Source organism: Mycolicibacterium fluoranthenivorans (assembly GCF_011758805.1).
In the GTDB taxonomy this organism is placed as follows: domain Bacteria; phylum Actinomycetota; class Actinomycetes; order Mycobacteriales; family Mycobacteriaceae; genus Mycobacterium; species Mycobacterium fluoranthenivorans.
On record NZ_JAANOW010000001.1, the window covers coordinates 540,564 to 563,710 of the forward strand.

General features: G+C 67.5%; 23 protein-coding genes and 1 pseudogene. 13 read left to right on the top strand and 11 right to left on the bottom strand.

All coding sequences use genetic code 11. The features are described from left to right. Positions 1–108 precede the first annotated feature (108 nt). The 3 genes from FHU31_RS02635 to FHU31_RS02645 are packed head-to-tail and all read left to right on the top strand — an operon-like array spanning position 109 to position 3,617. On the top strand, positions 109–1,332 hold the full coding sequence (locus tag FHU31_RS02635; RefSeq protein ID WP_167155563.1) for an alpha/beta hydrolase: 1,224 nt from the start codon (positions 109–111) through the stop codon (positions 1,330–1,332). Between the two features lie 25 nt (positions 1,333–1,357). Beyond that, on the top strand, positions 1,358–2,797 hold the full coding sequence (locus tag FHU31_RS02640) for a WS/DGAT/MGAT family O-acyltransferase (protein WP_167155566.1): 1,440 nt from the start codon (positions 1,358–1,360) through the stop codon (positions 2,795–2,797). A 43-nt stretch (positions 2,798–2,840) separates the two neighbouring features. Next, positions 2,841–3,617: a hypothetical protein gene (locus FHU31_RS02645; RefSeq protein ID WP_167155569.1), complete on the top strand. Its 777-nt coding sequence runs from the start codon at positions 2,841–2,843 to the stop codon at positions 3,615–3,617. A gap of 30 nt (positions 3,618–3,647) precedes the next feature. Here the strand turns inward: FHU31_RS02645 and FHU31_RS02650 are convergent, their stop codons facing one another. From FHU31_RS02650 to FHU31_RS02670, 5 genes are read right to left on the bottom strand one after another with little or no spacing between them, the layout of a single operon-like run. Further along, positions 3,648–4,871, bottom strand: coding sequence for an MFS transporter (locus tag FHU31_RS02650; RefSeq protein WP_167155572.1), 1,224 nt, complete (start codon positions 4,869–4,871; stop codon positions 3,648–3,650). After that, positions 4,868–5,506: a GntR family transcriptional regulator gene (locus FHU31_RS02655; protein ID WP_167155575.1), complete on the bottom strand. Its 639-nt coding sequence runs from the start codon at positions 5,504–5,506 to the stop codon at positions 4,868–4,870. Before FHU31_RS02655 ends, FHU31_RS02650 begins: the two co-directional genes overlap by 4 nt. 56 nt (positions 5,507–5,562) lie before the next feature. Beyond that, positions 5,563–6,792, bottom strand: a complete 1,230-nt coding sequence (locus tag FHU31_RS02660; protein WP_263988186.1) for an alpha/beta hydrolase — start codon at positions 6,790–6,792, stop codon at positions 5,563–5,565. Further along, complete coding sequence (gene fadD12, locus FHU31_RS02665; protein WP_167155578.1) at positions 6,764–8,392, bottom strand: acyl-CoA ligase FadD12; 1,629 nt, start codon at positions 8,390–8,392, stop codon at positions 6,764–6,766. The genes FHU31_RS02660 and fadD12 overlap by 29 nt, the downstream gene beginning before the upstream one ends. Positions 8,393–8,398: 6 nt before the next feature. Next, positions 8,399–9,208 (bottom strand): 1-acyl-sn-glycerol-3-phosphate acyltransferase, encoded by an 810-nt coding sequence (locus FHU31_RS02670; protein ID WP_167155581.1) that lies wholly within the window; start codon positions 9,206–9,208, stop codon positions 8,399–8,401. 179 nt (positions 9,209–9,387) lie between these two features. Between FHU31_RS02670 and FHU31_RS02675 the strand changes: the two genes are divergently transcribed. Then, positions 9,388–10,200 carry an arylamine N-acetyltransferase family protein gene (locus tag FHU31_RS02675; RefSeq protein WP_167160541.1) on the top strand — a complete coding sequence of 271 codons (813 nt, stop codon included), beginning with the start codon at positions 9,388–9,390 and terminating at the stop codon, positions 10,198–10,200. On the opposite strand, the gene FHU31_RS02680 is transcribed toward FHU31_RS02675, so the two are convergent. Together FHU31_RS02680 and FHU31_RS02685 are read right to left on the bottom strand one after the other, a co-directional pair. Beyond that, the gene (locus tag FHU31_RS02680) at positions 10,178–11,167 is read right to left on the bottom strand and encodes an acyl-CoA dehydrogenase family protein (protein ID WP_167155584.1); all 990 of its coding nucleotides are present in this window, start codon (positions 11,165–11,167) and stop codon (positions 10,178–10,180) included. The genes FHU31_RS02675 and FHU31_RS02680 overlap by 23 nt on opposite strands. Before the next feature lie 2 nt (positions 11,168–11,169). Beyond that, complete coding sequence (locus FHU31_RS02685; protein WP_167155587.1) at positions 11,170–12,312, bottom strand: acyl-CoA dehydrogenase family protein; 1,143 nt, start codon at positions 12,310–12,312, stop codon at positions 11,170–11,172. Between the two features lie 45 nt (positions 12,313–12,357). Here FHU31_RS02685 and FHU31_RS02690 point away from each other — a divergent pair, with 45 nt between their 5' ends. Then, entirely contained in the window at positions 12,358–12,888 is a 531-nt protein-coding gene (locus FHU31_RS02690; protein WP_167155590.1) for a dihydrofolate reductase family protein, read from the top strand. A 725-nt stretch (positions 12,889–13,613) separates the two neighbouring features. Further along, positions 13,614–14,576 carry a hypothetical protein gene (locus FHU31_RS02695; protein WP_167155593.1) on the top strand — a complete coding sequence of 321 codons (963 nt, stop codon included), beginning with the start codon at positions 13,614–13,616 and terminating at the stop codon, positions 14,574–14,576. Here the strand turns inward: FHU31_RS02695 and FHU31_RS02700 are convergent. Beyond that, complete coding sequence (locus tag FHU31_RS02700) at positions 14,573–15,142, bottom strand: TetR/AcrR family transcriptional regulator (RefSeq protein ID WP_167160542.1); 570 nt, start codon at positions 15,140–15,142, stop codon at positions 14,573–14,575. The genes FHU31_RS02695 and FHU31_RS02700 overlap by 4 nt on opposite strands. A 29-nt stretch (positions 15,143–15,171) precedes the next feature. Beyond that, a complete protein-coding gene (locus FHU31_RS31815; RefSeq protein ID WP_263988185.1) occupies positions 15,172–15,306 on the bottom strand; it encodes a hypothetical protein in 135 nt (44 codons plus the stop codon). Between the two features lie 235 nt (positions 15,307–15,541). Here FHU31_RS31815 and FHU31_RS02705 point away from each other — a divergent pair, with 235 nt between their 5' ends. From FHU31_RS02705 to FHU31_RS02735, 7 genes and pseudogenes are all read left to right on the top strand, one after another. Beyond that, entirely contained in the window at positions 15,542–17,371 is a 1,830-nt protein-coding gene (locus FHU31_RS02705; RefSeq protein ID WP_167155596.1) for an acyl-CoA dehydrogenase, read from the top strand. A 245-nt stretch (positions 17,372–17,616) separates the two neighbouring features. After that, the gene (locus FHU31_RS02710; protein ID WP_167155599.1) at positions 17,617–17,880 is read left to right on the top strand and encodes a hypothetical protein; all 264 of its coding nucleotides are present in this window, start codon (positions 17,617–17,619) and stop codon (positions 17,878–17,880) included. Between the two features lie 9 nt (positions 17,881–17,889). After that, on the top strand, positions 17,890–18,648 hold the full coding sequence (locus FHU31_RS02715; protein WP_167155602.1) for a hypothetical protein: 759 nt from the start codon (positions 17,890–17,892) through the stop codon (positions 18,646–18,648). Between the two features lie 233 nt (positions 18,649–18,881). After that, entirely contained in the window at positions 18,882–19,088 is a 207-nt protein-coding gene (locus FHU31_RS02720) for a hypothetical protein (RefSeq protein ID WP_167155605.1), read from the top strand. Next, positions 19,046–19,594, top strand: a pseudogene (locus tag FHU31_RS02725) (TNT domain-containing protein); the annotation flags it as partial. The gene FHU31_RS02720 and the pseudogene FHU31_RS02725, both read left to right, overlap by 43 nt. After that, the gene (locus FHU31_RS31390) at positions 19,594–20,067 is read left to right on the top strand and encodes an Imm61 family immunity protein (protein WP_234901124.1); all 474 of its coding nucleotides are present in this window, start codon (positions 19,594–19,596) and stop codon (positions 20,065–20,067) included. The pseudogene FHU31_RS02725 and the gene FHU31_RS31390, both read left to right, overlap by 1 nt. A 142-nt stretch (positions 20,068–20,209) precedes the next feature. Continuing rightward, complete coding sequence (locus tag FHU31_RS02735; RefSeq protein ID WP_167155608.1) at positions 20,210–20,755, top strand: hypothetical protein; 546 nt, start codon at positions 20,210–20,212, stop codon at positions 20,753–20,755. Between the two features lie 78 nt (positions 20,756–20,833). On the opposite strand, the gene FHU31_RS02740 is transcribed toward FHU31_RS02735, so the two are convergent. Next, on the bottom strand, positions 20,834–22,303 hold the full coding sequence (locus FHU31_RS02740; protein WP_167155611.1) for an aldehyde dehydrogenase: 1,470 nt from the start codon (positions 22,301–22,303) through the stop codon (positions 20,834–20,836). A 54-nt stretch (positions 22,304–22,357) separates the two neighbouring features. After that, positions 22,358–23,122, bottom strand: a complete 765-nt coding sequence (locus FHU31_RS02745) for a class I SAM-dependent methyltransferase (protein ID WP_167155614.1) — start codon at positions 23,120–23,122, stop codon at positions 22,358–22,360. Positions 23,123–23,147 lie beyond the last annotated feature (25 nt).

Sequence of the window (23,147 nt, forward strand, 5' to 3'; positions counted from 1 at the left end):
GGCCCATCGAACGGCGCAGAAGTGACACAGATCACAATATGGACCCAGGGTAGACAACTTGGTCAAGTTGTCACGTCGGCGGTGGTTACCGCGAGGTAGTCTCGCGAAATGACGGCACGCCCGGACACCCGATACCCAGGATCCGATATGTGGAGCCGCGCCCGCTGGTTGCTGACCGCCGGCCCGGCCGACCGCATGCTGGCGCTCACGGTGGCCTCGGCTTCCCTTCCGGTGATCGGCAAGCATCTGGAGCCGCTCGGCGCGGTCGCCGCGATGAGTGTGTGGGGATTCCGGCATATGCCGGACTTCTTCTCCTCGTCCGCGAAATCGTGGATGACGCCGGGGAGCGCCGAGATCCGTAAGGCGGAGCGCGACCAGACCAGCGCGATCGCTGCGGAAGCCCTGCGCGCCGTGGTGCCCGCCGCCGACCTCGCCGTGGAGTGGCCGGCCCCGGAGCAGAAGCCACCGCTGTGGAACACCCTGCAGTACCGGCGCAATGTGTACCGCACGTCGGTGCGCTACGGCGACAGCCCGACCCAGCTGATGGATGTGTGGCGGCCCAAACAGTTGCCGGCCGAGCCCGCGCCGGTGCTGCTGTTCGTCCCGGGCGGTGCCTGGGTGCACGGCAGTCGGATGTTGCAGGGCTACGCCCTGATGTCGCATCTGGCCGAACAGGGCTGGGTGTGCCTGTCCATCGACTATCGGGTCGCCCCGCACCACCGGTGGCCCCGGCACCTGCACGACGTGAAGGCGGCGATCGCGTGGGCGCGGGCCAACGTCGACAAGTTCGGCGGCGACCGCGACTTCGTCGCCGTCGCCGGGTGCTCGGCCGGCGGGCATCTGGCCGCCCTCGCGGGCCTGACCCCGAACGACCCCGAGTTGCAGGGCGATCTGCCCGACGGTTCGGACACCTCGGTCGACGCCGTCATCGGAATCTATGGCCGCTACGACTGGGAGGATCGCTCCACCGAGGAGCGGATGCGCTTCGTCGACTTCCTGGAACGCGTCGTGGTCAAGCGCAAGATCGACCGTCACCCGGAGGTCTTCCGGCAGGCATCGCCGATCGCCCAGATCCACCGGGATGCCCCGCCGTTCCTGGTCATCCACGGCACCGGTGACTCGGTCATTCCGGTCGAGCAGGCCCGTAGCTTCGTGGAACGACTCGGTGCGGTGTCCGACTCCGAGGTCGGCTATATCGAGCTACCCGGCGCCGGGCATGCCTTCGATATGACCGACGGTGCCCGCACCGGTCCCATGGCCACCGCAATCGGCTTGTTCCTCAACCAAATTCACCGAAACTCTCCGGTGAGACAGGCAAAGGCAGTTATATAGACTCCTCGCACGGGGAGGAACGCCGGTGAAGAGGCTCAGCGGGTGGGACGCGTTCCTGCTCTATTCGGAAGCGCCGAATGTGCACATGCACACCTTGAAGATCGCGGTGATCGCGCTCGAGGGTCTCGGTGACCGCACGTTCGGCGTCGAGGATTTTCGCCACGTGCTGCACAGCCGGCTGCACAAGCTGGATCCGTTCCGGTATCAACTCGTCGACATCCCGTTCAAGTTCCACCACCCGATGTGGCGGGAGAACTGCGATGTCGACCTCGAATACCACGTGCGGCCGTGGCGGGTGGCCGCGCCGGGCGGCCGCCGAGAGCTGGACGAGGCCATCGGGCAGATCGCCAGCACGCCACTGGACCGTAGCCGTCCGCTGTGGGAGATGTACTTCGTCGAGGGACTGGCCGACGGCGGCACCGCCGACAATCCGGTCCCGCGTATCGCCGTGGTGGGCAAGATTCACCATGCGCTGGCCGACGGTGTCGCCTCGGCCAATCTGCTCGCCCGGGGGATGGATCTACAGGACGGGCCGCAGCGCGACCGCGACTCCTACGCCACCGATCCGGCGCCCTCGGGTGCGGAGCTGGTGCGCACGGCGTTCACCGATCATCTGCGGCAGATCGGCCGGCTGCCGGGTCTGGTGAAGTACACCGCCGCCGGGGTGGGCCGGGTCCGGCGCAGCAGCCGCAAGTTCGGGCCCGAGCTGACCCGTCCCTTCACCCCGCCGCCGAGCTTCATGAACCACGTGCTCACCCCGGAACGCCGTTTCGCGACGGCGACGCTGGCACTGGCCGACGTGAAGTCCACCGGAAAACTTTTGGGCGCCACCATCAACGACATGGTGCTGGCCATGTCGTCGGGAGCGCTGCGCGCACTGCAGCTGCGTTACGAGGGCAAGGCCGATCACCCGCTGCTGGCGTCGGTGCCGATGAGCTTCGACTTCTCCCCGGAACGGATCTCGGGCAACCGGTTCACCGGTGTGCTGATGGCACTGCCGGTGGACCTCGCCGATCCGCTGGAACGGGTCAAGCGCGCCAGCGCGGACGCCGCGCTGGCCAAGGAGAGCAATCAGCTCATCGGTCCCGAGCTGGTCGCGCGGTGGGCGTCGTACATGCCGCCCGCCGCCGTCGAGAGCCTGTTCCGCCGGCTGTCGGACAAGGACGGCCAGAACAAGGTGCTCAATCTGAACATCTCGAATGTCCCCGGGCCCCGGGAGCAGGGCAAAGTCGGTGGCGCGACGGTCACCGAGATCTATTCGGTGGGCCCGCTCACCGCGGCCAGCGGACTGAACATCACGGTGTGGAGCTACGTGGACCAGCTCAACATCTCGGTGATCTCGGACACCGCGACAGTGGAAGACCCGCACGAGGTCACCGAGGCGATGGTGCGGGACTTCCGCGAGATCCGCCGTGCCGCAGGGATTTCCGAGGAGTTGACCATCATCGAGAATGCGATGGTTTGAGGCAGTCGCTCAAAGGCGTCCGGTATAGGTCAGAATGACACCCATGGAATGGCCAGCGCACCTGGGCGCCGCAACCTCGGTCCTCGCGGCGGCCGTCGTGCTGGCCGGTTGTTCGTACGGGCCCGCAACGCCACCGATGGCCGAGACGTCGTCCGTCAGCGCCAGTGCCAGCACCGGCCCGGCTGCGGTATCGATTCTTCCGGGTATGGCCCAGCTGGGGACGGCGCTGACGGCCAAGGGCGCCACGATCACCCCGAAGTCCGACAACCTCACCGTGGTGCGCCAGCCGACCAGCAGCGAACTGGAAGTCGGCATCGAGGTCTCCCTCACCGGGGTCACCGCACCGATCGACGTCACCGGCCCGAACGGCGGCTTTCAGCTGTACGTCAGCAGCGGCGAACACATCCCCACCGCGACGCCCACCGTGCTCACGTCGACGCCCCTGGTGTCCCCGGTGAATGCCGACGCCGACGGGTGGGTGTTCTTCCACATCAGGCCCGACATGCTGCCCACCCAGTTGGCGCTCACGGCCGCACCGGCCGGCTACGGGCTGACGCCGCAGTCGATCGCGATCTGGATCATGCCCGCCAAGCTGCCTGCACCCGGGCTGCCGCCCGCGCCGCCGGCACCGCCGCCACCACCGGGGGCTCCGCCGGCGGAGCCTGCGCCCGCACCCGCTCCCGCCGATCAGGGTGGCGGCGGGGGTAACGACGGCAATCGCGGAGGTTTCCACCCCCGGCTCCCACCGCCGCCCAAGATGCCGCAATTACCGGCGCCCCAGGTGCCGTCGGTCATCTGCCGGCACACCGGATTGTGCTGATCTGGCCTCGGTGATCGCGCTGTCGTGGCATCAGCCCACCGCTGCGGCGGCAGGACGCTCGAGGTGCTTGGACCACCCCGTCGCGCAGCGCAGGGTGCACACCGCCGCCAGCACACCGAGCGCGGTCAGCATGGCCGGATAGCTGAAGTAGTGCGCCAGCACGGCCAGCACCGCGGGCAGCAGGAAACCGACGTAGGCCAACGAGTAGTAGACCCCGGAGATCCCGGCCAGCTCGTCGGGTTCGGCGATCCGCTGAATCTCCAAAAGGCCTGAGACGATGGCGATTCCGTAGGCGCTGCCCAGCAGCATCGCGACGAACAGTGCGACGACCGGGGACCGGGTGATCGCGGTGGCCACCGCGGCGAACACGCCGGCGGCCATCAGCACCATGGACACCACGACGGCACGCGCGCTCGAGCGGTCGTCCAGGCGGCGCGCGATCGGCTGCACCGCCACACCGCAGCCGAGGGTGAGCACTGTCAGCCCCGCGGTGTACAGCAGCGCCCAGGAACCGAGCCGGTCGGCCACCAACGCGGGCACGATCGCATAGGCGATGGCCGCCGAGCCGAAGATCCACGGCGCCATGGGCACCACGACATGCAGGAATCGCCGGTGGCTCGCGGCGGGCACCCGCAGCCGGCCCAGCAGCGACGCCCCACTGTCGTGTGCCTCATCACGGGTCTCCACCGCTCGGTGGGACACCGCCCACAACGCGGGTAGGCACAGCAGCGCGTGCACGATGTAGGTCAGCACCAGCGGTAGCGGCGCGAACGCGGTGAGTACCCCGGCGAACAGCGGCCCGGTCCCGAGCCCGACCGACAACCAGATGGACGCCCGCCGCGCGCCGGTTCCCGCAGGGGCGGAATCATAGGGGGGCCTTGATAATTCGGCAATCCAGGCGGACCCGACGGCCATGGCGATACCCACGGCCAGGCCACTGAGCAGTCGCCCGCCGAACAGGGCCGCGAAACCTGCGTCATCGCCGACCGCCAGGATGATGCTGCCCAGCGCCGAGCTCACCAGGCCCGCGGTCATCACGGGCCGGCGCCCGTGCCGGTCGGACAGGGCGGAGGCCACCAGCAGTCCCGGCACCAGGCCCAAGACGTAGGCGCCGAGCAGGATGTCGACGTCGACACGCGTGTATCCGGAGTGCTGCGCATAGGCGATCAGCAGCGGGGTGAACTGATTGCCGCCCCAGCCGATGCAGAAGACGGCCAACGCGACCGCGGCCCAGGGCCGGAGTGGGGATTTCACAGCGCCACCCCGTAGGTCGCCTGCAGGTGTGCCAGCAGCAGCGCCTCGAAATCGGCCAGATCGCGACGCGCGATCGCGTCGGCCAGCAGGGCGTGCTCATCGATCAGCCGTGCCGCGCGGGCGGTGTCGGACCGCACGGCGGCGGCCATCATCCGGCGCTGCCGGTCCCGTAGCGAGCCGTAGAAGCGTTGCCCGATGGCGTTGCCCGCGACGTCGACGATGCGGTGGTGGAACGCGTCATCGGCGGCGGCGAACCGGTGTTCGTCGCCGGCCGCGGCGCCCTCGCGCTGCAGGGTGATCAACTCGGTCAGTTCGGTGAACAGCGCGTCGACGGCGTCCGGGTGCCGGCACAGCCTGCGCACCGCCGCCGACTCCAGCGCCAGCCGCATCTCCAGCAGATCGGTGGCCTCCCGCGGCGGCACCGGCACCACGACGGCACCGCGACGGGGGAGCAGCTCGAGCAGGTCCTCGGCGGCCAACCGGAGGAAGGCCTCGTGCACCGGCGTCCTGCTCACCCCGAGGGACGCGGCGACCTCGACCTCGCTGAGCAGCTGTCCGCCGCGTACCGCGCCGGACAGGATCTGGTCCTTGGTGGCCTGGTAGGCGCGCTGTCCGCTGGAGTCTCCCTCGCTCATGGAGGTCGACTCTACGCTCCTTGCATGCAAGGTTGCATGCAAGGTTGGTCACACCGTCACTCCGGCCGGGTGGCCCGCGCCCAGTCCAGGAAACGTTCCACCGCCGACGCGGTGTAGTGCCCGCGCGCCGAGCCGAAGATGTCGAAGGCGTGCTGGGCGGCCGGGATCTCCGCATAGATGACCGGTGCCGTGGACACCGCGCGTAGCGCCTCGACGAACTCGCGCGCCTCCTCCACCGGGATCAGCGTGTCGTGGGTGCCGTGCAGGACGAAGAACGGCGGGGCGTCCGGGCGGACATGGGCGATGGGGGACGCGTCCAGGTACAGCTGCCGATTGTCGGTGAACGGCAGTTTCACGATCATCCGCTCCAGCACCGACCCGAACTCACGCCGGTCCGGGTAGCTCTCGGTGACCCAGTCGTAGCGGCCGTAGATCGGCACCGCGCCGGCCACCGACGTGTCGGCATCCTCGAACCCCGGCTGATACGCCGGATTGTTGGGCGTCAGTGCGGCCAGCGAGCAGAGGTGACCGCCGGCCGAACCCCCGGTGATGTACACCGAATTCGGGTCACCGCCGTACTCGGCGATATTGTCCTTCACCCAGGCCAGTGCGCGCTTGACGTCGACGATATGCGCCGGCCAGGCATGTTTCGGGCTGATCCGGTAGCCGATGGACACACAGATCCAGCCGTGGTCGGCCAGCTGCGACATCAACGGATAGGCCTGCGGCCGGTTCATCCCGATCATCCACGCACCGCCGGGAACCTGCAGCAGCACAGGCGCTTTGCCGTCACGGGGGAGATCCGGTCGCACCCAGATATCGGCGACGTTGGAGCGGTACGGCCCGTAGCTGACGGTCTTCTCGACGTACCGGCGCCGCGTCTGGCCGGTCGCGAACACCCCACCCGGACGCGGGGGTACCGACGGGAACGCCGGTCCCAGCACCTCATTCAGCGGGTCTTCGAAATACGGCCGGGACCGCACGCCGCGTCGATGCACGACCGCCAGCACCAGCCAGGAGGTCACCTTGAGCAACAAGGCGATTCGGCCACCGGCCGACCGGTAGTCGCCGCGCACCGCATGCCGCAGCGCGCTCAGCGCCGATCCGCCGACCACGAGTGGCACGTTCTCCGCAGTCGGCCAGCCGAACGCGAACACCGCGATCGCCGGGTAGCCGCGGCGGGTCAGCGGCCGGAAGGCGTTGGCGGCGTTGACGGTTTCGGCGGTGGCGCTGAGCAGGGTGCGGAGGGCTCTGCGGTTACCCACCGACACGGTCCTGGAGGTCACGACGCACGATCTTGCCGGTGCTGTTGCGCGGCAGCTCGTCGAGCACGGTGATCTCACGCGGCACCTTGTAATTGGCCAGATTCTCCCGCACGTACTGCTTCAGCTCGTCGGCCGTGACACCGGCCCCGTCGCCGGTCAGCACGACGAACGCGGCCAGCCGTTGCCCGAACTGCTCGTCGTCCACCCCGATCACCGCCGCTTCGGCGACGTCGGGATGGGTGACCAGGATCTTCTCCACCTCGATCGGATACACGTTCTCCCCACCGGACACGATCATCTCGTCATCGCGGCCCACCACGAACAGCCGGCCCGCCTGGTCCAGGTACCCGATATCGCCGGAGTTCATGTAGCCGTCGTGGAAATTCTTCGTCGAACCGGAGGTGTACCCGTCGAACTGGGTGGAGTTGCGTACGTAGATCGTGCCCACCTCGCCGGTCGGCATCTCATGGTGCTCCGCGTCCAGGATGCGAATATCGGTGCCCTCGGCCGGTTTTCCCGCGGTATCCGGGGCGGCGCGCAGGTCGGCCGGTGTCGCCGTGGCGATCATTCCGGCCTCGGTGGCGTTGTAGTTGTTGTAGATGACGTCACCGAACTGATCCATGAACTTGATGACGACGTCGGGGCGCATCCGCGAGCCCGATGCGGCGGCGAACCGCAGGGTGCGCCCGCTGTAGCGGTTGCGGATCTCGTCGGGCAGTTCGACGATGCGGTCGAACATCACCGGCACCACACACAATCCGGTGGCCCGGTGGGTGTCGACCAGGGCCAGGGTGGCTTCCGGGTCGAACTTGCGGCGGGTGACGATGGTGCACGACATCGATGCCGCGAAAGCCAGTTGGGAGAACCCCCAGGCATGGAACATCGGCGCGACGATGACGACGGTTTCCTCGGTGCGCCAGGGCGTGCGATCCAGGATCGCCTTGAGCACCTCGGGTCCGCCGCCGGAATGCTTGGCGCCCTTCGGGCTACCGGTCGTACCGGAGGTCAGCAGGATGACCTTGCTCTTCTCGGTGGCCCGCACCGGTGTCTTGCCGACGTGATCGCGGATCAACTTCTCGACCGTGAGATCGGCGCCCGCGGTGTCGGTCCACGCGATGACGCGCGTGATGGCGGGGTTGCCCTCCAGCGCACGGTCCACCGTCGCGGTGAACTCCTCGTCGTAGATGACGGCCGCGGCCTTGTTCTCGGTCTCGCGGTCGATCACCTCGGCCATCGCCGGGCCCGCGAACGAGGTGTTCAGCAACAGCACGTCGGCGCCGATCCGGTTGGCGGCGATCAGCGACTCGATGAACCCGCGGTGATTGCGGGCCATGATCCCGATCACCTCGGGAGAACCGATGGCCTGCAGCCCCGTGGCCAGGGCATCGGCACGCTGGTCGATCTCCCGCCAGGTGAGCGCACCGACCTCGTCGATCAGGCCCACCCGGTCCGGACAGCGCTGCGCGGCGGCGGCGAAGCCGGAGGTGATGCTCATGTTCTCCCGGGCCATCGCGGCGGCGATGCGCAGGTACTTGTCCGGGCGCAGCGGGGCGATGACGCCGGCGCGCGCCATGGTGCTGAGCAGGCCGACGGTGTTGGTGACGGGGTCGAGGAGGCCCACTACAGGTCAGCCGATCACCGGGAAGCGACGTTCCTCGGCCAGTCCGTCCAAGGCGCGCTGCATGACATGGCGGACGTGCGCGTCGACCTCGTCGATGTCGGGGTTCTCGCCGAACTCCGTGTCGATGTGCACCGCGGGCAGCACCTGCATGACGATCTTGGACGGCAGCGGCACGTTCAGCGGGACCACCGCGGACAGGCCGAACGGCACCCCGAACGACAGCGGTACCACCTTGGTGCGGGCCAGCCGGGCGATCGGGCCGAGTGCCTTGGCCAACCAGGTGCCCCGGGACAGGTACAGCTGGGTCTCCTGCCCGCCGATCCCGACCATCGGCACGATCGGCACTCCCGCGTTGATGGCGGCGCGCACGTACCCCTGGCGCCCGTCGAAGTCGATCTTGTTCGCCTCGGAGGAGGGGCGGTAGACGTCGTAGTCCCCGCCGGGGAACACCACGACGACGCCGCCGGAGCGCAGCGCCTCATCGGCGTTCTCGCGACTGGCGAGGATGAAACCGGTCTTCTTGAAGAAGTCGGCGGTGGGCCCGACCATCAACATGGCGTGGCTCAGCGTGTAGACGGGGCGGCCGTAGCCGAACTTTTCGTAGAAGTCGGCGGCGAAAATCGGCACATCCATGGGGAACAGGCCACCGGAGTGGTTGCACACCACGAGCGCACCGCCTGGGGGGAAATTCTCCAGGCCGCGCACCTCGGTGCGGTGGTACGCCTTGAGGAACGGCCGCAGCCACCCCATCACCTTCTCGGTGAGGCCGGGATCGAATTTGGTGATCTCCGCGGGGTCGATCTCGGTAGCGGTCATCTGCCCCTCCAGGAAAATAGAACGTGTTCCAGTTTTGCATGGACCCGGGCGGGCGGTCAAAGAGATGCGGTGCGGATCACCCGTGGTCACTCATGCGTCACGATAGAGAAATGACAGTCGACAGCCCCGGCGGGCAGGGAGTACCTCCCGCTGCCGGGGAAGAGCGTAGCGACCGGGGAATGGACAAGGCGTACTTCGCACGAATCGGCCTCGAATACCCCCTGGGTCCCAGCCTGGACACCCTGCGGGACATCGTGGCCGCGCACAACCGCTCCATCCCGTTCGAGAACCTCGATCCGCTGATGGGTATCCCCGTGCATGACCTGAGCGCCGAGGCGCTGTCGGCCAAGCTGGTCGGCCGCCGCCGCGGGGGCTACTGCTACGAGAACAACGGGTTGCTGGCCTATGTGCTGGAGCACCTCGGGTACGGGGTGGACCGTCTGGCGGGGCGGGTGGTGTGGATGCGGCCACCGGACGCGCCCAAGACCGGGGTCACCCACCACGTGCTGGCCGTCACCGTGCCGGGCGAAGACGGCCGCTTCCTGGTCGACGTCGGCTTCGGCGGCCAGACGCTGTCCTCGCCGATCAGGTTGGAGGCGGGACCGGTGCAGCGCACCCGCCATGAGCCCTACCGGCTGGTGGACCACCCCGAGGGCCTGCAACTGCAGACCCAGATCCACGGCGACTGGCTGCCGCTGTACCAGTTCAGCCTGCGCACGCAGCCCCTGGTCGATCTGAGCATCGGGTCCTGGTATTCGTCGACCTATCCGACGGCGGTCTTCGTGGTCGGGTTGTCGGTCGCCCTGGTCACCGACACCGCGCGGTGGAATCTGCGCGGCCGGAACCTGGCCATCCACACCGATGGCAGCACCGAGAAGATCCGCTTGGCATCGGCCGCGGAGGTGCTCGAACAGCTCACCGGCCGGTTCGGCATCGATCTGGCCGGGCTCGGCGATGTGGAGGCCCGGGTCAGCCAGGTGTTGGACACGTGATGAGCACGTCCCACGGATCGGCGGCGTCCAGCGCCAGCCGGCCCAGCCGTCGAGCGTGGGAGGCGGTGCTGCCGAACTCATCGCTCCAGCTGCGGGCCCGCATGGTGGCCGACCACAGCTGGTGCTCGATGGTGACGCCGATGGCGCCGTGCAGTTGGTGGGCGATGGTGGTGACCGGGGTGACGGCCCGCCCGACGGCCACCTTCGCCACGGTCACCGCGTAATCGGCCTGCGGCGCCGCGAAACCGTATTCGGTGACCGCTGCCGTCGCCAGGTCCGTCGCTGCGCGGGCGCGTTCGATCTCGCCGGCCATGGCGGCAAGGGAATGCTGGACCGCCTGGAACTTGCTCAGCGCCCGGCCGAACTGCACCCGCTCCGACGTGTGCGCGACGGTCAGCTCCAACGCGGAATCGAAGGCGCCGACGATCTGTACGCAGCGCGCCCATGCGCCGCGGCGCGCCAGTTCGTCACCGATCGCGGTGTCCAGGCGCTGCAGGCCGACGGTGTCGTAGGCCAGGGTGCCGCGCGGCTCGCCGGCCAGATTGTGGCCGTCGGTGATCTGCGGATCCGCCGCCAGCCCCACCGAGAGGCCGTCCGCCGATCGGTCGGCGACGACGACGGTCGCCGCACGCGGCCAGGGCACGCCGGTCGCGGTACCGCCGGTGCCGATCGCCACCGTCAGCGGCCCGGTCTCGGGCACCGCGATCCCCGCCTGCTGCGCCAGCCAGCCGGCCAGCAGGTCCGTTTCGGCGATCGGGACGGCCGCGGCGTAGCGGGCCAGGCCGCCGAGCACCACTGCCGATTCGGCCGGGCCGGCGCCCTGCTCGGTGGTGAGCCGGCTCAACCCGGTCTCGTCCAGGTTCTGCCACAGTTCGGCATCGAAAACCTCAGGGAGCCTACGCTTCCCGAAGTTGGCGTCATAGGACCGGCGGCCGATGTCCTCGACCAGCGCAGCGAGCTCATCCATGGCTAGCGCACCCCCAGACCGCGGGCGATCACACCGCGCAGCACCTCGTTGGTCCCGCCGCGCAGCGTGAACATCGGCGAATGCAGCCGCGCCGTGTCCAGCACGGCACGCAGCCCGCCGGGATCGTCCACCGACTCGAGCAGATCGGCGCACAGTTCCACCGACTCCTGCTCGAAGCGGGTGCCCAGATCCTTCACCAGGGCGGCCCGGGTGGCCGCATCGCGTCCGGCGGCCAGATCGCGCGCCACCGCCACCGACAGCTGACGGAGCGACATCGCGCGGCCCAACAGGTCACCCACGGCGGTCGCGGTGCGGTCGTCGACATCGGGACCCAGCGCGCGGATCACGCCGAAGATCAGGATCGCGGTCGACAGGATCCGTTCGGGGCCACTGCGCTCGAAGCCCAGCTCGGCGGTGACCTGATGCCAGCCGTCGCCCACCTGACCCAGCACGTCACCGTCGCCGACCCTCACCTCCGCGAAGGTTACCTCGTTGAAGTGGTGGTGCCCGTCCAGCGTGACGATCGGGCTGATCGTCACGCCGGGGGAATCCAGCGCGACGATGAACTGGCTGAAACCGGCGTGCCGGTGCTCGGGATCCAGCGGACTGGTGCGGGCCAGCACGATCGCGACATGTGCGCGATGGCCGCCGCTGGTCCACACCTTCGTCCCGTTGAGCACCCAGCCGCCGTCGGTGCGGGTGGCCCGGGTGGCGGTCGCCGCCAGATCCGATCCGGCGCCGTGCTCACTCATGCCGATCGCCGAATACAGCCGGCCCGCCGCGATCTGCGGCAACAGCCGGCGGCGCTGCTCTTCGGACCCGTAGGACAGCAGCGACGGCGCCACCTGCCGGTCGGCGAACCAGTGCGCGGCCACCGGCGCGCCCTGGCCGAGCAGTTCCTCGGTCACCACGTAGCGGTGCAGGAAGCCCTGCCCGTGGCCGCCGTACTCGGATGGGATGGTCAGCCCGACATAGCCGGCGTCGGCCAGCCGCTCGCTGAAACCGGCATCCCAACTGGTCAGCCACGAGTCGATCTGGGGTTCCCAGCCGTGCGCCGCCCGGTCGGAGGTGATGAACCGCCGGACCGAAGCCCGCAGTTCGGCCAGGTCACCGTCGTTGGCGCACAGCGCTTCGAATTCGCTCACTGCCGAGGAGTCTAGATGTCGGTGAGCGGGCCCATACTCGCGGTCATGGCCACCGTCTACTACACCGCGTCCAGTCTGGATGGATTCATCGTCGACGACCACGACAGCCTGGACTGGCTGCTCACCCGGGACATCGACGCTGCCGGGCCGTTCGGCTACGAAGCGTTCGCCGCTTCGGTGGGGGCGCTGGTGATGGGGTCGCAGACCTACGAGTGGCTGGTGCGCAACCAGGAAGGTGACTGGATGTACGAACAGCCGTCCTGGGTGCTGACGAGCCGCCCGGGCATCGTCGCCGACGGGCACCCGGTCCGGGTCTTCCACGGCGATGTCACCGAGTTGCATCCGCAGCTGTCGGCCGCGGCGGGAGATCGCCACATATGGGTCGTCGGCGGTGGGGTGGTGGCCGCGCAGTTCGTCGAGGCCGGGCTGGTGGACGAGATGATCGTGAGTTATGCGCCGTGCACGCTCGGTAGGGGCGCGCCGGTACTGCCGGTGCGCTCGGAGTGGACGCTGACCAAGTCGGCGGTCAATGGCGAGTTCATCTGTGCACGTTGGGTTGCCGCTCCGGTGGACTGACCTCACACCCGCCGCGACTTGTGGCAACTCCGGAGGCACACCGAGGTGGCTGCGCGTCCGCCGTGGTCCCCGCCGGACCGCAGCGGTGGACGGTGTCGCTCGTGCCGGCGGTGCATTTTGCTGAACCCGACGTCGTGTGCGGTGACCGTCGTACGTCGCGGGCGGGGCACATATTGCGCCGCTGACTCGCGCCGGTATACCTGCGGCCCGTTCCGCGTGCTGGCGAACGGCGGTGCTCCGATGACGCGGTTTGCAAGAGCATTGTGCTCATGAAAAGCCTTGGACGAGAAGGTGATAAGAAGTTGTGATGGAATTTGCCGAAATCGGATGCGTGGCCTGCGTCCTGGGCATCGCCGGCCGCGGATCACCGTCTCGGCGTTGCTGGCGTACCGATATCCGGTGTTTTCAGGGTGTTTCCGCCTTCTGAATTGCTCTTTGCTGGTTCAACTAATCGCGGCGTTGGAGTGTGCCGGGCACACGACTATCCGCGATGTGCGGCGCGGCGGAAGGTTCGCGATCAGCGAACTATTGAACCGTATTGCAGACGAAACGTCTTGGTGGAAAATGGCTTTCAGCGGCATCGCGGCGGTCCGGCCGACGCGGGGGTCTGGCGGAAAGAAGTTTGCCCGAGTTTTTCAGCTAACTCCGCACGGTGACGGGAAGTAATTTACGCTGCTGCCAATGTCGACGCATCGGCGCCGGCGCACAGGGCGAAGGAGACGAGCATGAAAGCTGCCGGGTACGTCGGGCGCGTGGGCGGTCTGGCCGTGGCGCTGGGTATCGGTGCGGCGGTGACTCTCGGATGCGGCACCGCTGCCGCGGATTCCACCGAGTCGTCCCAGGGTGCATCCTCGGCATCCTCGGCATCCGCCGCGTCCGGACCGTCGGCCACCAAACCGGCCGACGGCGCCAAGACCCCCGGCGGGAAACGGCGCAACGGCAGCGGTGCGGTCAAGAACGACAGCGCGACGTCCAAGGATGACAGCGCCTCGTCGACCACGCGCAAGCCCCGCAAGCGCACCACCGTGGCCAGCTCGTCAGGCAAGGACAGCGGATCGGCATCGGAGACGAGCGCAGAATCGTCTCCGGGGCAAGATGTCTCGGATACCTCGAGTGGCGTGCCGAAGGTGGGTGCGGTGACGGTGCAGTCGCCGACCGGGACCGAGGTGGCCGCGGCGATCAAGCCGGCGAAGGTGAGCAGGAAAGCCGCCCCGGCCGATCCGGCCACACCGCCACCGGCGCCCGCAGAGCTGCTGCTCCTCGGCGCATCGCGCAAGCTCGGCGGTGGGCACTCCGGCGTCGCCAGCACCGCGAAGGTGGCCACCACCACGACGTCGAAGGTCGCGGCAGCCAGCGCCACGACAGCGGTGGCCAAGACCGCGACAGCCGCTGCCAGCGTGACCACGGCCACCACCGCCACGACGGCGACGACTGCCACCACGGCCACTGACCCGTTGGCGACGCTGAAAAAGGTTGCACCGTATCTGAAATACGTCAAGGCTGCGGTGACGGCGGCGCAGACGATAGTCCAGAACACCTTGACCTATGTGACCACCAACACGTCGGTGAACCTCGGCTCCGCGACCGCGGCGGTCGTCGGTGCGCTGCAGACGCTGGACTCGAAGTTGAGCACTGTCGCGCAGACTGTCGACGTCCTGGTGAAACTTGCCGATCTGCTCGGCTACTAGCGACCGGGTATTCCGTACACTCGCACGAATTCCCTTGACTTGATCAGGAATTCGAGTTGGTGACCGACCTGGTGCAGTGGTTCGGGGGTGCGTGTAGACCGGCACAGCACCACCGCGCCCTCCAGTGCGGCGATGCACATGACGGCCAGTGATTCGGCATCGGCGGACTCGAAACCGTCCCTGCGAAAGGTCTGACTCAGCGCGTCGCGCCACCGCGCGAAGATCTCGCCGGCCGCAGTGGCCAGGACGGAGTCATCCTCGGTGGAGCTGATGGCTGCCGCCATCACCGGGCAGCCTGCGGTGTACGCACTGCCCGCCAGGGCGCGTTCCCAGAAGGCGACGAACTGTCGCACCAGGGCTATGCCGCCGCGGTCGGCGGCGGCGTCGATGACCTCGGTGAGGGAATCCCCGGCATAGTTCAGTGCCTCGATGAGCAGCTGGCTGCGGCCCTGGGGGAAGTGGTAGTAGACCGAACCGCGCGGTGCGCCGCTGCGCGCCAGGACCTCGTCGATGGTGACCCCGGCCGCGCCGCGTTCGCGCAGGACGTCGACCGCGGTGACGAGCATCGCGCGCCGCGTGGACCCGCGTTTGCGGGTCAGGCCGCCCGCGACGGACGCCACGGCATGGTGCGCGGGTTGAGTCGTGCCCGGACCCGGTCCAAGGTACGGCGGGGCTGGTCCACCTGGTGTGTGCACCGGTGGCCGGCGACGTTGAGCTCGATGAGCAACATCGTGTGCCTCCTATCTATGGCATCGAGCATAAACCAGGAACACATCGTCGGCCATCTGCTATCCCGTCAAAACACCTGGTAGTGGATGAACAACCGATGAACACCCGCGCGGGTACCGTCGGCAGATCGAGAGAATATGGTGCTTTGCATAGTTGGCTCGTCGGAACTGACCGGCGGGATGACCACCCTGGGCGATTCCCAGGGCGTTGACCGCGTCGGCCGATAGGCTCGCCTCATGGGGCACTACCGCAGCAATGTCAGGGATCTCGAGTTCAACCTGTTCGAGGTCTACGCACTCGAAAAGATCTTGGCCACAGGCCAGTTCGGTGATCTCGACGGCGAATCGGTCCGGCAGATGCTCGGCGAGGCCGGCCGTCTCGCGGAGGGCCCCCTGGCAGAGGCCTTCGCCGAGACCGACCGTCATCCGCCGACCTTCGACCCCGAGTCCCATGTGGTCAGCATTCCCGAGCCGTTCAAGAAGTCGCTGCGGGCGTGGCAGTCCGGCGAATGGTTCCGGATCGGCTTGGAGGAGAGTGTCGGCGGGGTACCTGCACCGGCGATGCTGGCGTGGGCCATCAACGAATTCGCGCTCGGCGCCCAGCCCGCGGCCTTCATGTACCTCGCCGGACCGGTGCTGGCGAGCATCCTCTACGAAATCGGTAACGAACAGCAGCGGCAGTGGGCCGTCCAGTCGGTCGAGCGGAACTGGGGCGCGACCATGGTGCTGACCGAGCCCGACGCCGGCTCCGATGTGGGTGCGGGCCGCACCAAGGCCACCCAGCAGCCCGACGGCACCTGGCACCTGGACGGGGTCAAGCGGTTCATCACCAACGGTGACACCGACGACCTGTTCGAGAACATCCTGCATATGGTGCTGGCCCGGCCGGACGGTGCCGGGCCCGGGACCAAGGGGTTGTCCCTGTTCGTGGTGCCCAAGTTCATCCCGGACGACGACGGAGCGCCGGGGCAGCGCAACGGGGTCTTCGTCACCGGGCTGGAACACAAGATGGGGCTCAAGGCGTCGGCGACCTGCGAGCTGACCTTCGGCCAGCACGGGGTACCGGCGGTCGGCTGGCTGGTGGGCGATGCCCACAGCGGTATCGCGCAGATGTTCAAGATCATCGAGTACGCGCGAATGATGGTCGGCACCAAGGCGATATCCACCCTGTCCACCGGATATCTGAACGCGCTGGAGTACGCCAAGACCCGGATCCAGGGCGCCGACATGACCGAGATGTCGAACAAGACGGCGCCGCGGGTGACCATCCTGCACCACCCGGACGTGCGCCGAGCCCTGCTCGTGCAGAAGTCCTACGCCGAAGGGTTGCGGGCGCTCTACCTGTTCACCGCCGCGCACCAGGATCCGGCGGCGGCCGCCATCGTGTCCGGAGCCGATGAGGCGATGGCCGAGCGGGTCAACGACCTGCTGCTGCCGATCGTCAAGGGGGTGGGATCCGAGCGCGCCTACCAGTGCCTGACCGAATCGCTGCAGACCTTCGGCGGCTCGGGCTTCCTGCAGGATTACCCGGTCGAGCAGTACATCCGCGATGCCAAGATCGACTCGCTCTACGAAGGCACCACCGCCATCCAGGCGCAGGACTTCTTCTTCCGCAAGATCGCCCGCGATCAGGGCGGGGCGCTGTCCCATGTGGTCGGGCGCATCCAGGCGTTCCTCGACCGCGACAACGCCAGACCGGAAGTGGCCGACGGGCGCGCGCTGTTGCGGACGGCGCTGGCGGATGTGACGGCGATGGTCACCGCCATGACGGGATATCTGATGGGCTCGCAGGAGAATTCGCGTGAGCTCTACCGGGTCGGGCTCTCCTCGGTGCCCTTCCTGCTCGCCGTCGGCGACCTGTTCATCGGCTGGTTGCTGTTGGAGCACGCCGAGATCGCCCATGCCGCGCTGGACAGCGCCACCGATCGCGACCGCGATTTCTACCTCGGCAAGATCGGCGCGGCGGACTTCTTCGCCGGGCACGTGCTGCCGCGGCTGGCATCGGACCGGGCGGTCATCGAGGCGATGGGGCTGGCGCCGATGGAGCTGCCCGAAGGGGCGTTCTAGGGGCACGCCGCCGGCGGTGCTCCAGCGAGATCGACCGCAGGGTTGTTGATCTGGTTCCTCAGCCCCCACGACCCTCACGTCGATCTCGCTGGAGCACGCGGAAGAGGTGGGTCTTCCGCAGGAGACCGACGCACGAATTGGTGTCCGACGGATGCGACCGCACTGCCTAAAATGAACGCCAGCTGTGAAAGTAGGGGGTGAAGTCGGTGGGCGAGCCGTTACGGGTTGATCCAGAAGAGTTGGGTATGACCGCGGGTCAGTTGGAGGGACACGGTGTTACCTTCGCGGCTGATCACGAGGCTGCGCACACTAAGGCTGCCGGAGTAACTCTGGGCGCAGCATCTGGCGTGGCGCTGGCCGGGATGCTGTCGGCATGGGAAGAAGAGCGTGCCCAGTTTGGTGCGGTGTTCACAGGTCACGCCGATGCGCATCGGGAGGCCGCCGATCGATACGTGCAAGGTGATGCCGGAGGGGCCGCAGACATCGACGGCGCTGCGTCGTCGATGTAGGCACCTCGAGTGGGAGTAAGTCTGCAGGAGCTGCTGGATTGGCCCACCGAGATCGGAAATCTCGCGTCGGCCACCCACGCGGTGGCTGCGACGCATAACCGTTCGGCGGAGTTCTACCGGTCATTGGCCAGTGCCTCGACGTGGGAGGGCGCTGCCGGTGCAACTGCCCAGCAGGCGATGGTGGCCAGTGCTGGTGACCATGAGGATGCCGCCGACCGAATTGGCAAGGCTGCCAGGGCGATGGACCATGCGGAGCAGGAATCCGAGTCATTGGCTACCGACGTCAAGACCATTCTCAACGACGCTGCGGCGGCACCAGCCGTGGAGGTAAACACAGCCACCAATGAGGTGATTCCGCCCGATACGTCGTATCTGACAGAGGAAGCCGCAGCCGCAGTGGCTGCGAAAGTTGCCAGCTTGCAGACGCGGATCACGGTGGTGCTTGCCCGGGGTGTCGCGGTTGACGCAGAACTGGCGCAGGCGATTTCGTCGGCATCTGGGGTGCCGGCTGCGAAGGCGCCGCAGCCTACGGCGGCCCAGTCTCCGCCCGCACAACCGGCACCGCCTCAGCCGAATTCACTCGACGAGGCGCTTGGACAGTTGGCCGGTGGTGACGGTCCGTTGCGGCCGCCGAAACCTCGGCCGCCGATGGATCCCGCGGAAGCTGAACGCGCCAAGGCGGCATTGCGTCAGGTCATGGCTAATGACGGTGTTCCGCCCGATCAGATCGAGGCGCGAGTCAATGAGTTGCGCGAGTCAATGAGTTGATGGCACAGGCCAATCAACCCTTACCGCCCGCGCCTCGGCCGTCAGATGTCAAGGGCCCGGAGCCGGGATTCGGGGATGGCTTCGCTGACACGTGGTTCGGCACCGAACAGCAGATCAGGAATCTCCTAGGGCAGGGTGGCCCGGGTGAACCTGGGGCGAGGGAATCCTGGCGCGACCTCCTGAAGGGCACAGCGGAGCAGTTCAGTGGTCCCTTTGGCCCGCTGAATCCTGCGGTGAACGAGATCAAAGACGCCCTGAAGTCGCCGAACCCCGCGTACTACCTGGGACAGAAATCCGCTGAGGGCGCGATGACGGCACCCACCCTGATGTTTGGTGGTGAGGGTGCTCTGGCGCGCGCGGGGCTCGATTTACCGGACGGTGTGCCGGACGAATTGATCAACACACCCCACGTTTCAGATCCGGTGTTCCGCGCGATCTGACACCTGATGTGAGCAATCCAGTGCACTCGCCGCTGGATGTTCCGCCTCAGCCGTTGTCGCCGCACTCCCCACTATTCGACGGATATCACCCGGTCGAACCGGGCCCGGCATTCACAGACGCAGATGGCGGCCTGATTTATCCTGACGACAGTTTGCCGAGCAAGCCATACGCCATCGAAGGGACGATAATTCCCCACGCTGAGCTTCCCCAGGGCACAACATTAGACCGGTTCGGCTATCCAGGAGGAGAGTGGTTATCCCCCGAAGGCACCCCGTTTGCCGAAAGAGCGCTACCGCCGGGCAGTGCGGTTAAGCCCTACTTTGAGTACGTGGTGGCGGATCCTGCGAGGCTGCCTCCAGGTTGGCGTATCGAGCAGTCGAACGTCGCGCCCTGGTTCAACCAACCCGGCGGTGGCGTGCAATATCGGATTATTGCCCCTGATGGAATCGACCCCTCCGTCACGGAACTTCTCGAGTCGGGCTATCTGAAAGCAAAGGGTGGGTGATGGTTGATTTTGCGCTGCTGAGCAAGAACTGGATGACATGGTCGGCACGGGCAGGAATGCAAGATCCAGTTGTATCGCTTGACTGTGATGATTGCGACGCAGCTTTCGTCACCGCAGATGAGTCCTACCATGTTCGGCAGGATGGGGATTGGTGGATTGTCGATCGGGTGAATGACCGTGGGAAGCGTTACAACAACACGGCGCAACTATCCACCTTCCAGCTTCTGGAGAAGTACTTGATCTGGACATGGGCTTCGTCAGCCCGCCAAGAGCTTGCTTCAGGACGTCTCGGTGCGGACCTTTATGCGCTCGGTTATTCGCCTGATGTCACTGTGCAGCAAGCGCGCGAAGGTTTCGCGGAAATCAACTCGGAGTCAGGGTCCGCTGTTCTTTCGGTGGTGAAGGCCACGATCTTCAGCCACCTGATGCTTTTGCCGCTCGATGAACTCGAGCAGCTGATCGACGGTGGATGATGGTCCCCTGTGCGGGTCGACCGAGCCTTCGAGATCGGAGGATGTGGTGTGGATTTCTCTGGTTCGTCAGTGGGGTGAAGATGGGGCACACATCGAATCCTGGTCTGCTCGCGAGACCGCAGAGCTCGGTTACAGTCACCCCATGGTGATCCCCAAGGCCGTGGCGGGGGTGCTGGCGACAGCGGCCCTCGTCGCGGCCTGCGCGCATGAGAACGCCGCGACACCAACAACACCCGGGTCCGCCACGACCACTAAGGCGTCATCGCCGGCTGTCCTGCCCGGGGTACCCGCGTTCCTTCCGCAGCCGCCGGCCAACCGTGGTCAGCTCGATCTGATCGGCTACCTCACGGCCCCTGGCCCGGACGGCACCACCGTGGCCACGGTGTACTTCCGCGCGCCCGCCGTCACGGCGGTCATCCCGCCCGGGATGGCGGGCCCGCCGCCGTGCGATATCGCCGCGCGCGTCACCGGCGCGGGCACCGACCACGTGACCGTCGACATCGATCTCACCTTCTCGGCGAGCTCGGCGCAGGCCAACCGGATCATGGCCGACTGCTGGACCGGCGAGGCGCACAACCCGGTCGTGCGCTCCTATGAGGTGGGCCCGGTCCCGGCCACGGCGAGACTGTTCACCGGGAAGCCGGCACCGGACACCCCGCTGCCCAAACTGATGGAGCCGCCCCACTAGCGGGGCGGGGCGGCCCAACAGAAAAGGCCTACGCTCGGAATCACTCCGGCGCAGGCCTTTTCGCGGTTATATCGAGTTCTACTCTGGCGTGTACCCGAACGGCAGCAGCACGCTCTTGGACTCGCAGTAGCCCGAGATGCCCTCCGGCCCGCACTCGCGGCCGATACCGGAGTTCTTGTACCCACCGAACGGTGCACCCGCATCGAAGGCGTACATGTTGATCCCGTAGGTGCCGGTGCGGATCTGCTTGGCGATCTCCACGGCCTTGGCGTAGTCGGTGGTGTACACCGAACCGGCCAGGCCGTAGACCGAGTCGTTGGCGATGCGCACCGCGTCGGCCTCGTCGTCGAACGGGATCACCACGAGAACGGGTCCGAAGATCTCCTCCTGCGCGATGGTCATCGAGTTGTCCACATCGGCGAACACCGTCGGCTGCACGAACCAGCCGCTGTCCAGGCCCTCGGGGCGGCCGCCGCCGGTGACGATGCGCGCACCCTCCTCGAGGCCCTTCTTGATGTAGCCCTCGACGCGCTCGCGCTGCTTCTCGCTGATCAGCGGGCCGATCATGGCGGCCGGGTCATCGGGGGTGCCGGCGGCCATTCCGGACGCCGCGGCGGCCACCTTCTCGACCACCTCGTCGTAGCGCGATCGCGGGGCCAGGATGCGGGTCTGGCCCACGCAGGCCTGCCCGGAGTTCATCAGGCCCGAGAAGATCAGCATCGGCAGCGTCGAATCCAGGTCGGCGTCCTCCAGGATGATCGCCGCGGACTTGCCGCCCAGTTCCAGCGTGCACGGCTTGAGCTTCTCGGCCGCGATCTTGCCGATCTCCTTGCCGACCGCGCTGGACCCGGTGAAGGTGAACTTGTCCAGCGCCGGGTTGTCGGTCAGCGCGCGGCCGGTCTCGACACCACCGGGCACCACCGAGAGCACGCCCTCGGGCAGGCCGGCCTCGGCGAACACGTCGGCCATCAGGTTGGTGGTCAGCGGGGTTTCGGCGGCCGGCTTGAGCACGATGGTGCAGCCGGCCAGCAGGGCGGGGCCCAGCTTGTTGGCGGCCAGGAAGAACGGCACGTTCCAGGCCACCACGGCGCCGACGACACCGATGGGCTCCTTGAGCACCAGGGTCTGCCCGTAGAGCCCGTCGCGGATGTCCTGCCAGGCGAACTTGTCCGCTGCCGAGGCGTAGAACTGCAGGGTCGAGACGGCGGCGCCGTACTGCATCATGTCGACGATGGTCTGCGGCTGGCCGGTCTCCAGCATGAGCAGGTGCTTGAACTCCTCGGCGCGGGCCTCGATCAGCTCGACGGCCTTGGCGAGTACCGCCTCGCGCTCCTTCGGGGACATCCGCGGCCACGGGCCCTCGTCGAATGCCTTGCGGGCTGCGGCGCACGCGGCGTCCACGTCCGCCTTCGCGGCCAGCGGAACCTGGCCGACCTTCTGTTCGGTCGCGGGGGAGAAAACCTCGATGACCTCCGAGGTCGACGGTTCAACCCACTGACCACCGATGAACAGCTTGTCCCATGTCGTCTTGAACGCCGTCTGTGTCATGGCCGTCACATTACCCAGTTCTGGGCAAAACGAGAACCTGTTCCATCGGCGGCCTCAGGTGGGCCGCAACACCAGCACCAGATTGCTCACCGCGAATTCCCGAAACCCCGGAACCTTGGTCATCCACCATGCCCATCGCGGGTGGTAGCGGGGATATGCGGCGACCAGCGCGCCGGTCGAGCGGGCCCACTGCAATCCGTCCGCCGCGGACACCGCGAACAACGACGAACCGTAGTCGTTCTTCGGCCGGTGCCCGTGTCTGCGGGTGTACCGCCGCGCCGCGCGGGCCCCACCCAGGTAGTGCGTCAGCCCCATCTCGTGACCACCGAACGGCCCCAGCCACACCGTGTAGGACAGCACCACCAGCCCGCCGGGCCGGGTCACCCGCAGCATCTCGTTACCCAGCCGCCACGGGTGCCGGACGTGCTCGGCCACGTTCGACGACAGGCAGATGTCGACGCTGCCATCGGCGAATGGCAGCGCCAGCCCCGAGGCGCGGACGAACATTCCGCTGCCGGGCTCACTCGCAGGTCCGGCGTGCATTTCCGTCGGATCCGGTTCCACCCCGAGATAGGTCAGTCCGGCTGCCTCGAATGCCGCGGAGAAGTAGCCGGGGCCACCGCCGACGTCGAGCACCGTCCGGCCGGCGACCGGTGACGAGGTGGTACCGGCCCACAGGTCGGCCACCATGGCGGCCGTGTCGGCGGCCAGCGCGCCGTAGAAGCGGGCCGGATCGCTCTGCTCGAAGCGGAATGCCCCCAGCAACCCGGCCGACCGGCGCAGTGTCGCTCGCCGGGCGAACGAGTCCAAGGGACGCACCCGCTCAACCTACTCACCGGTACTC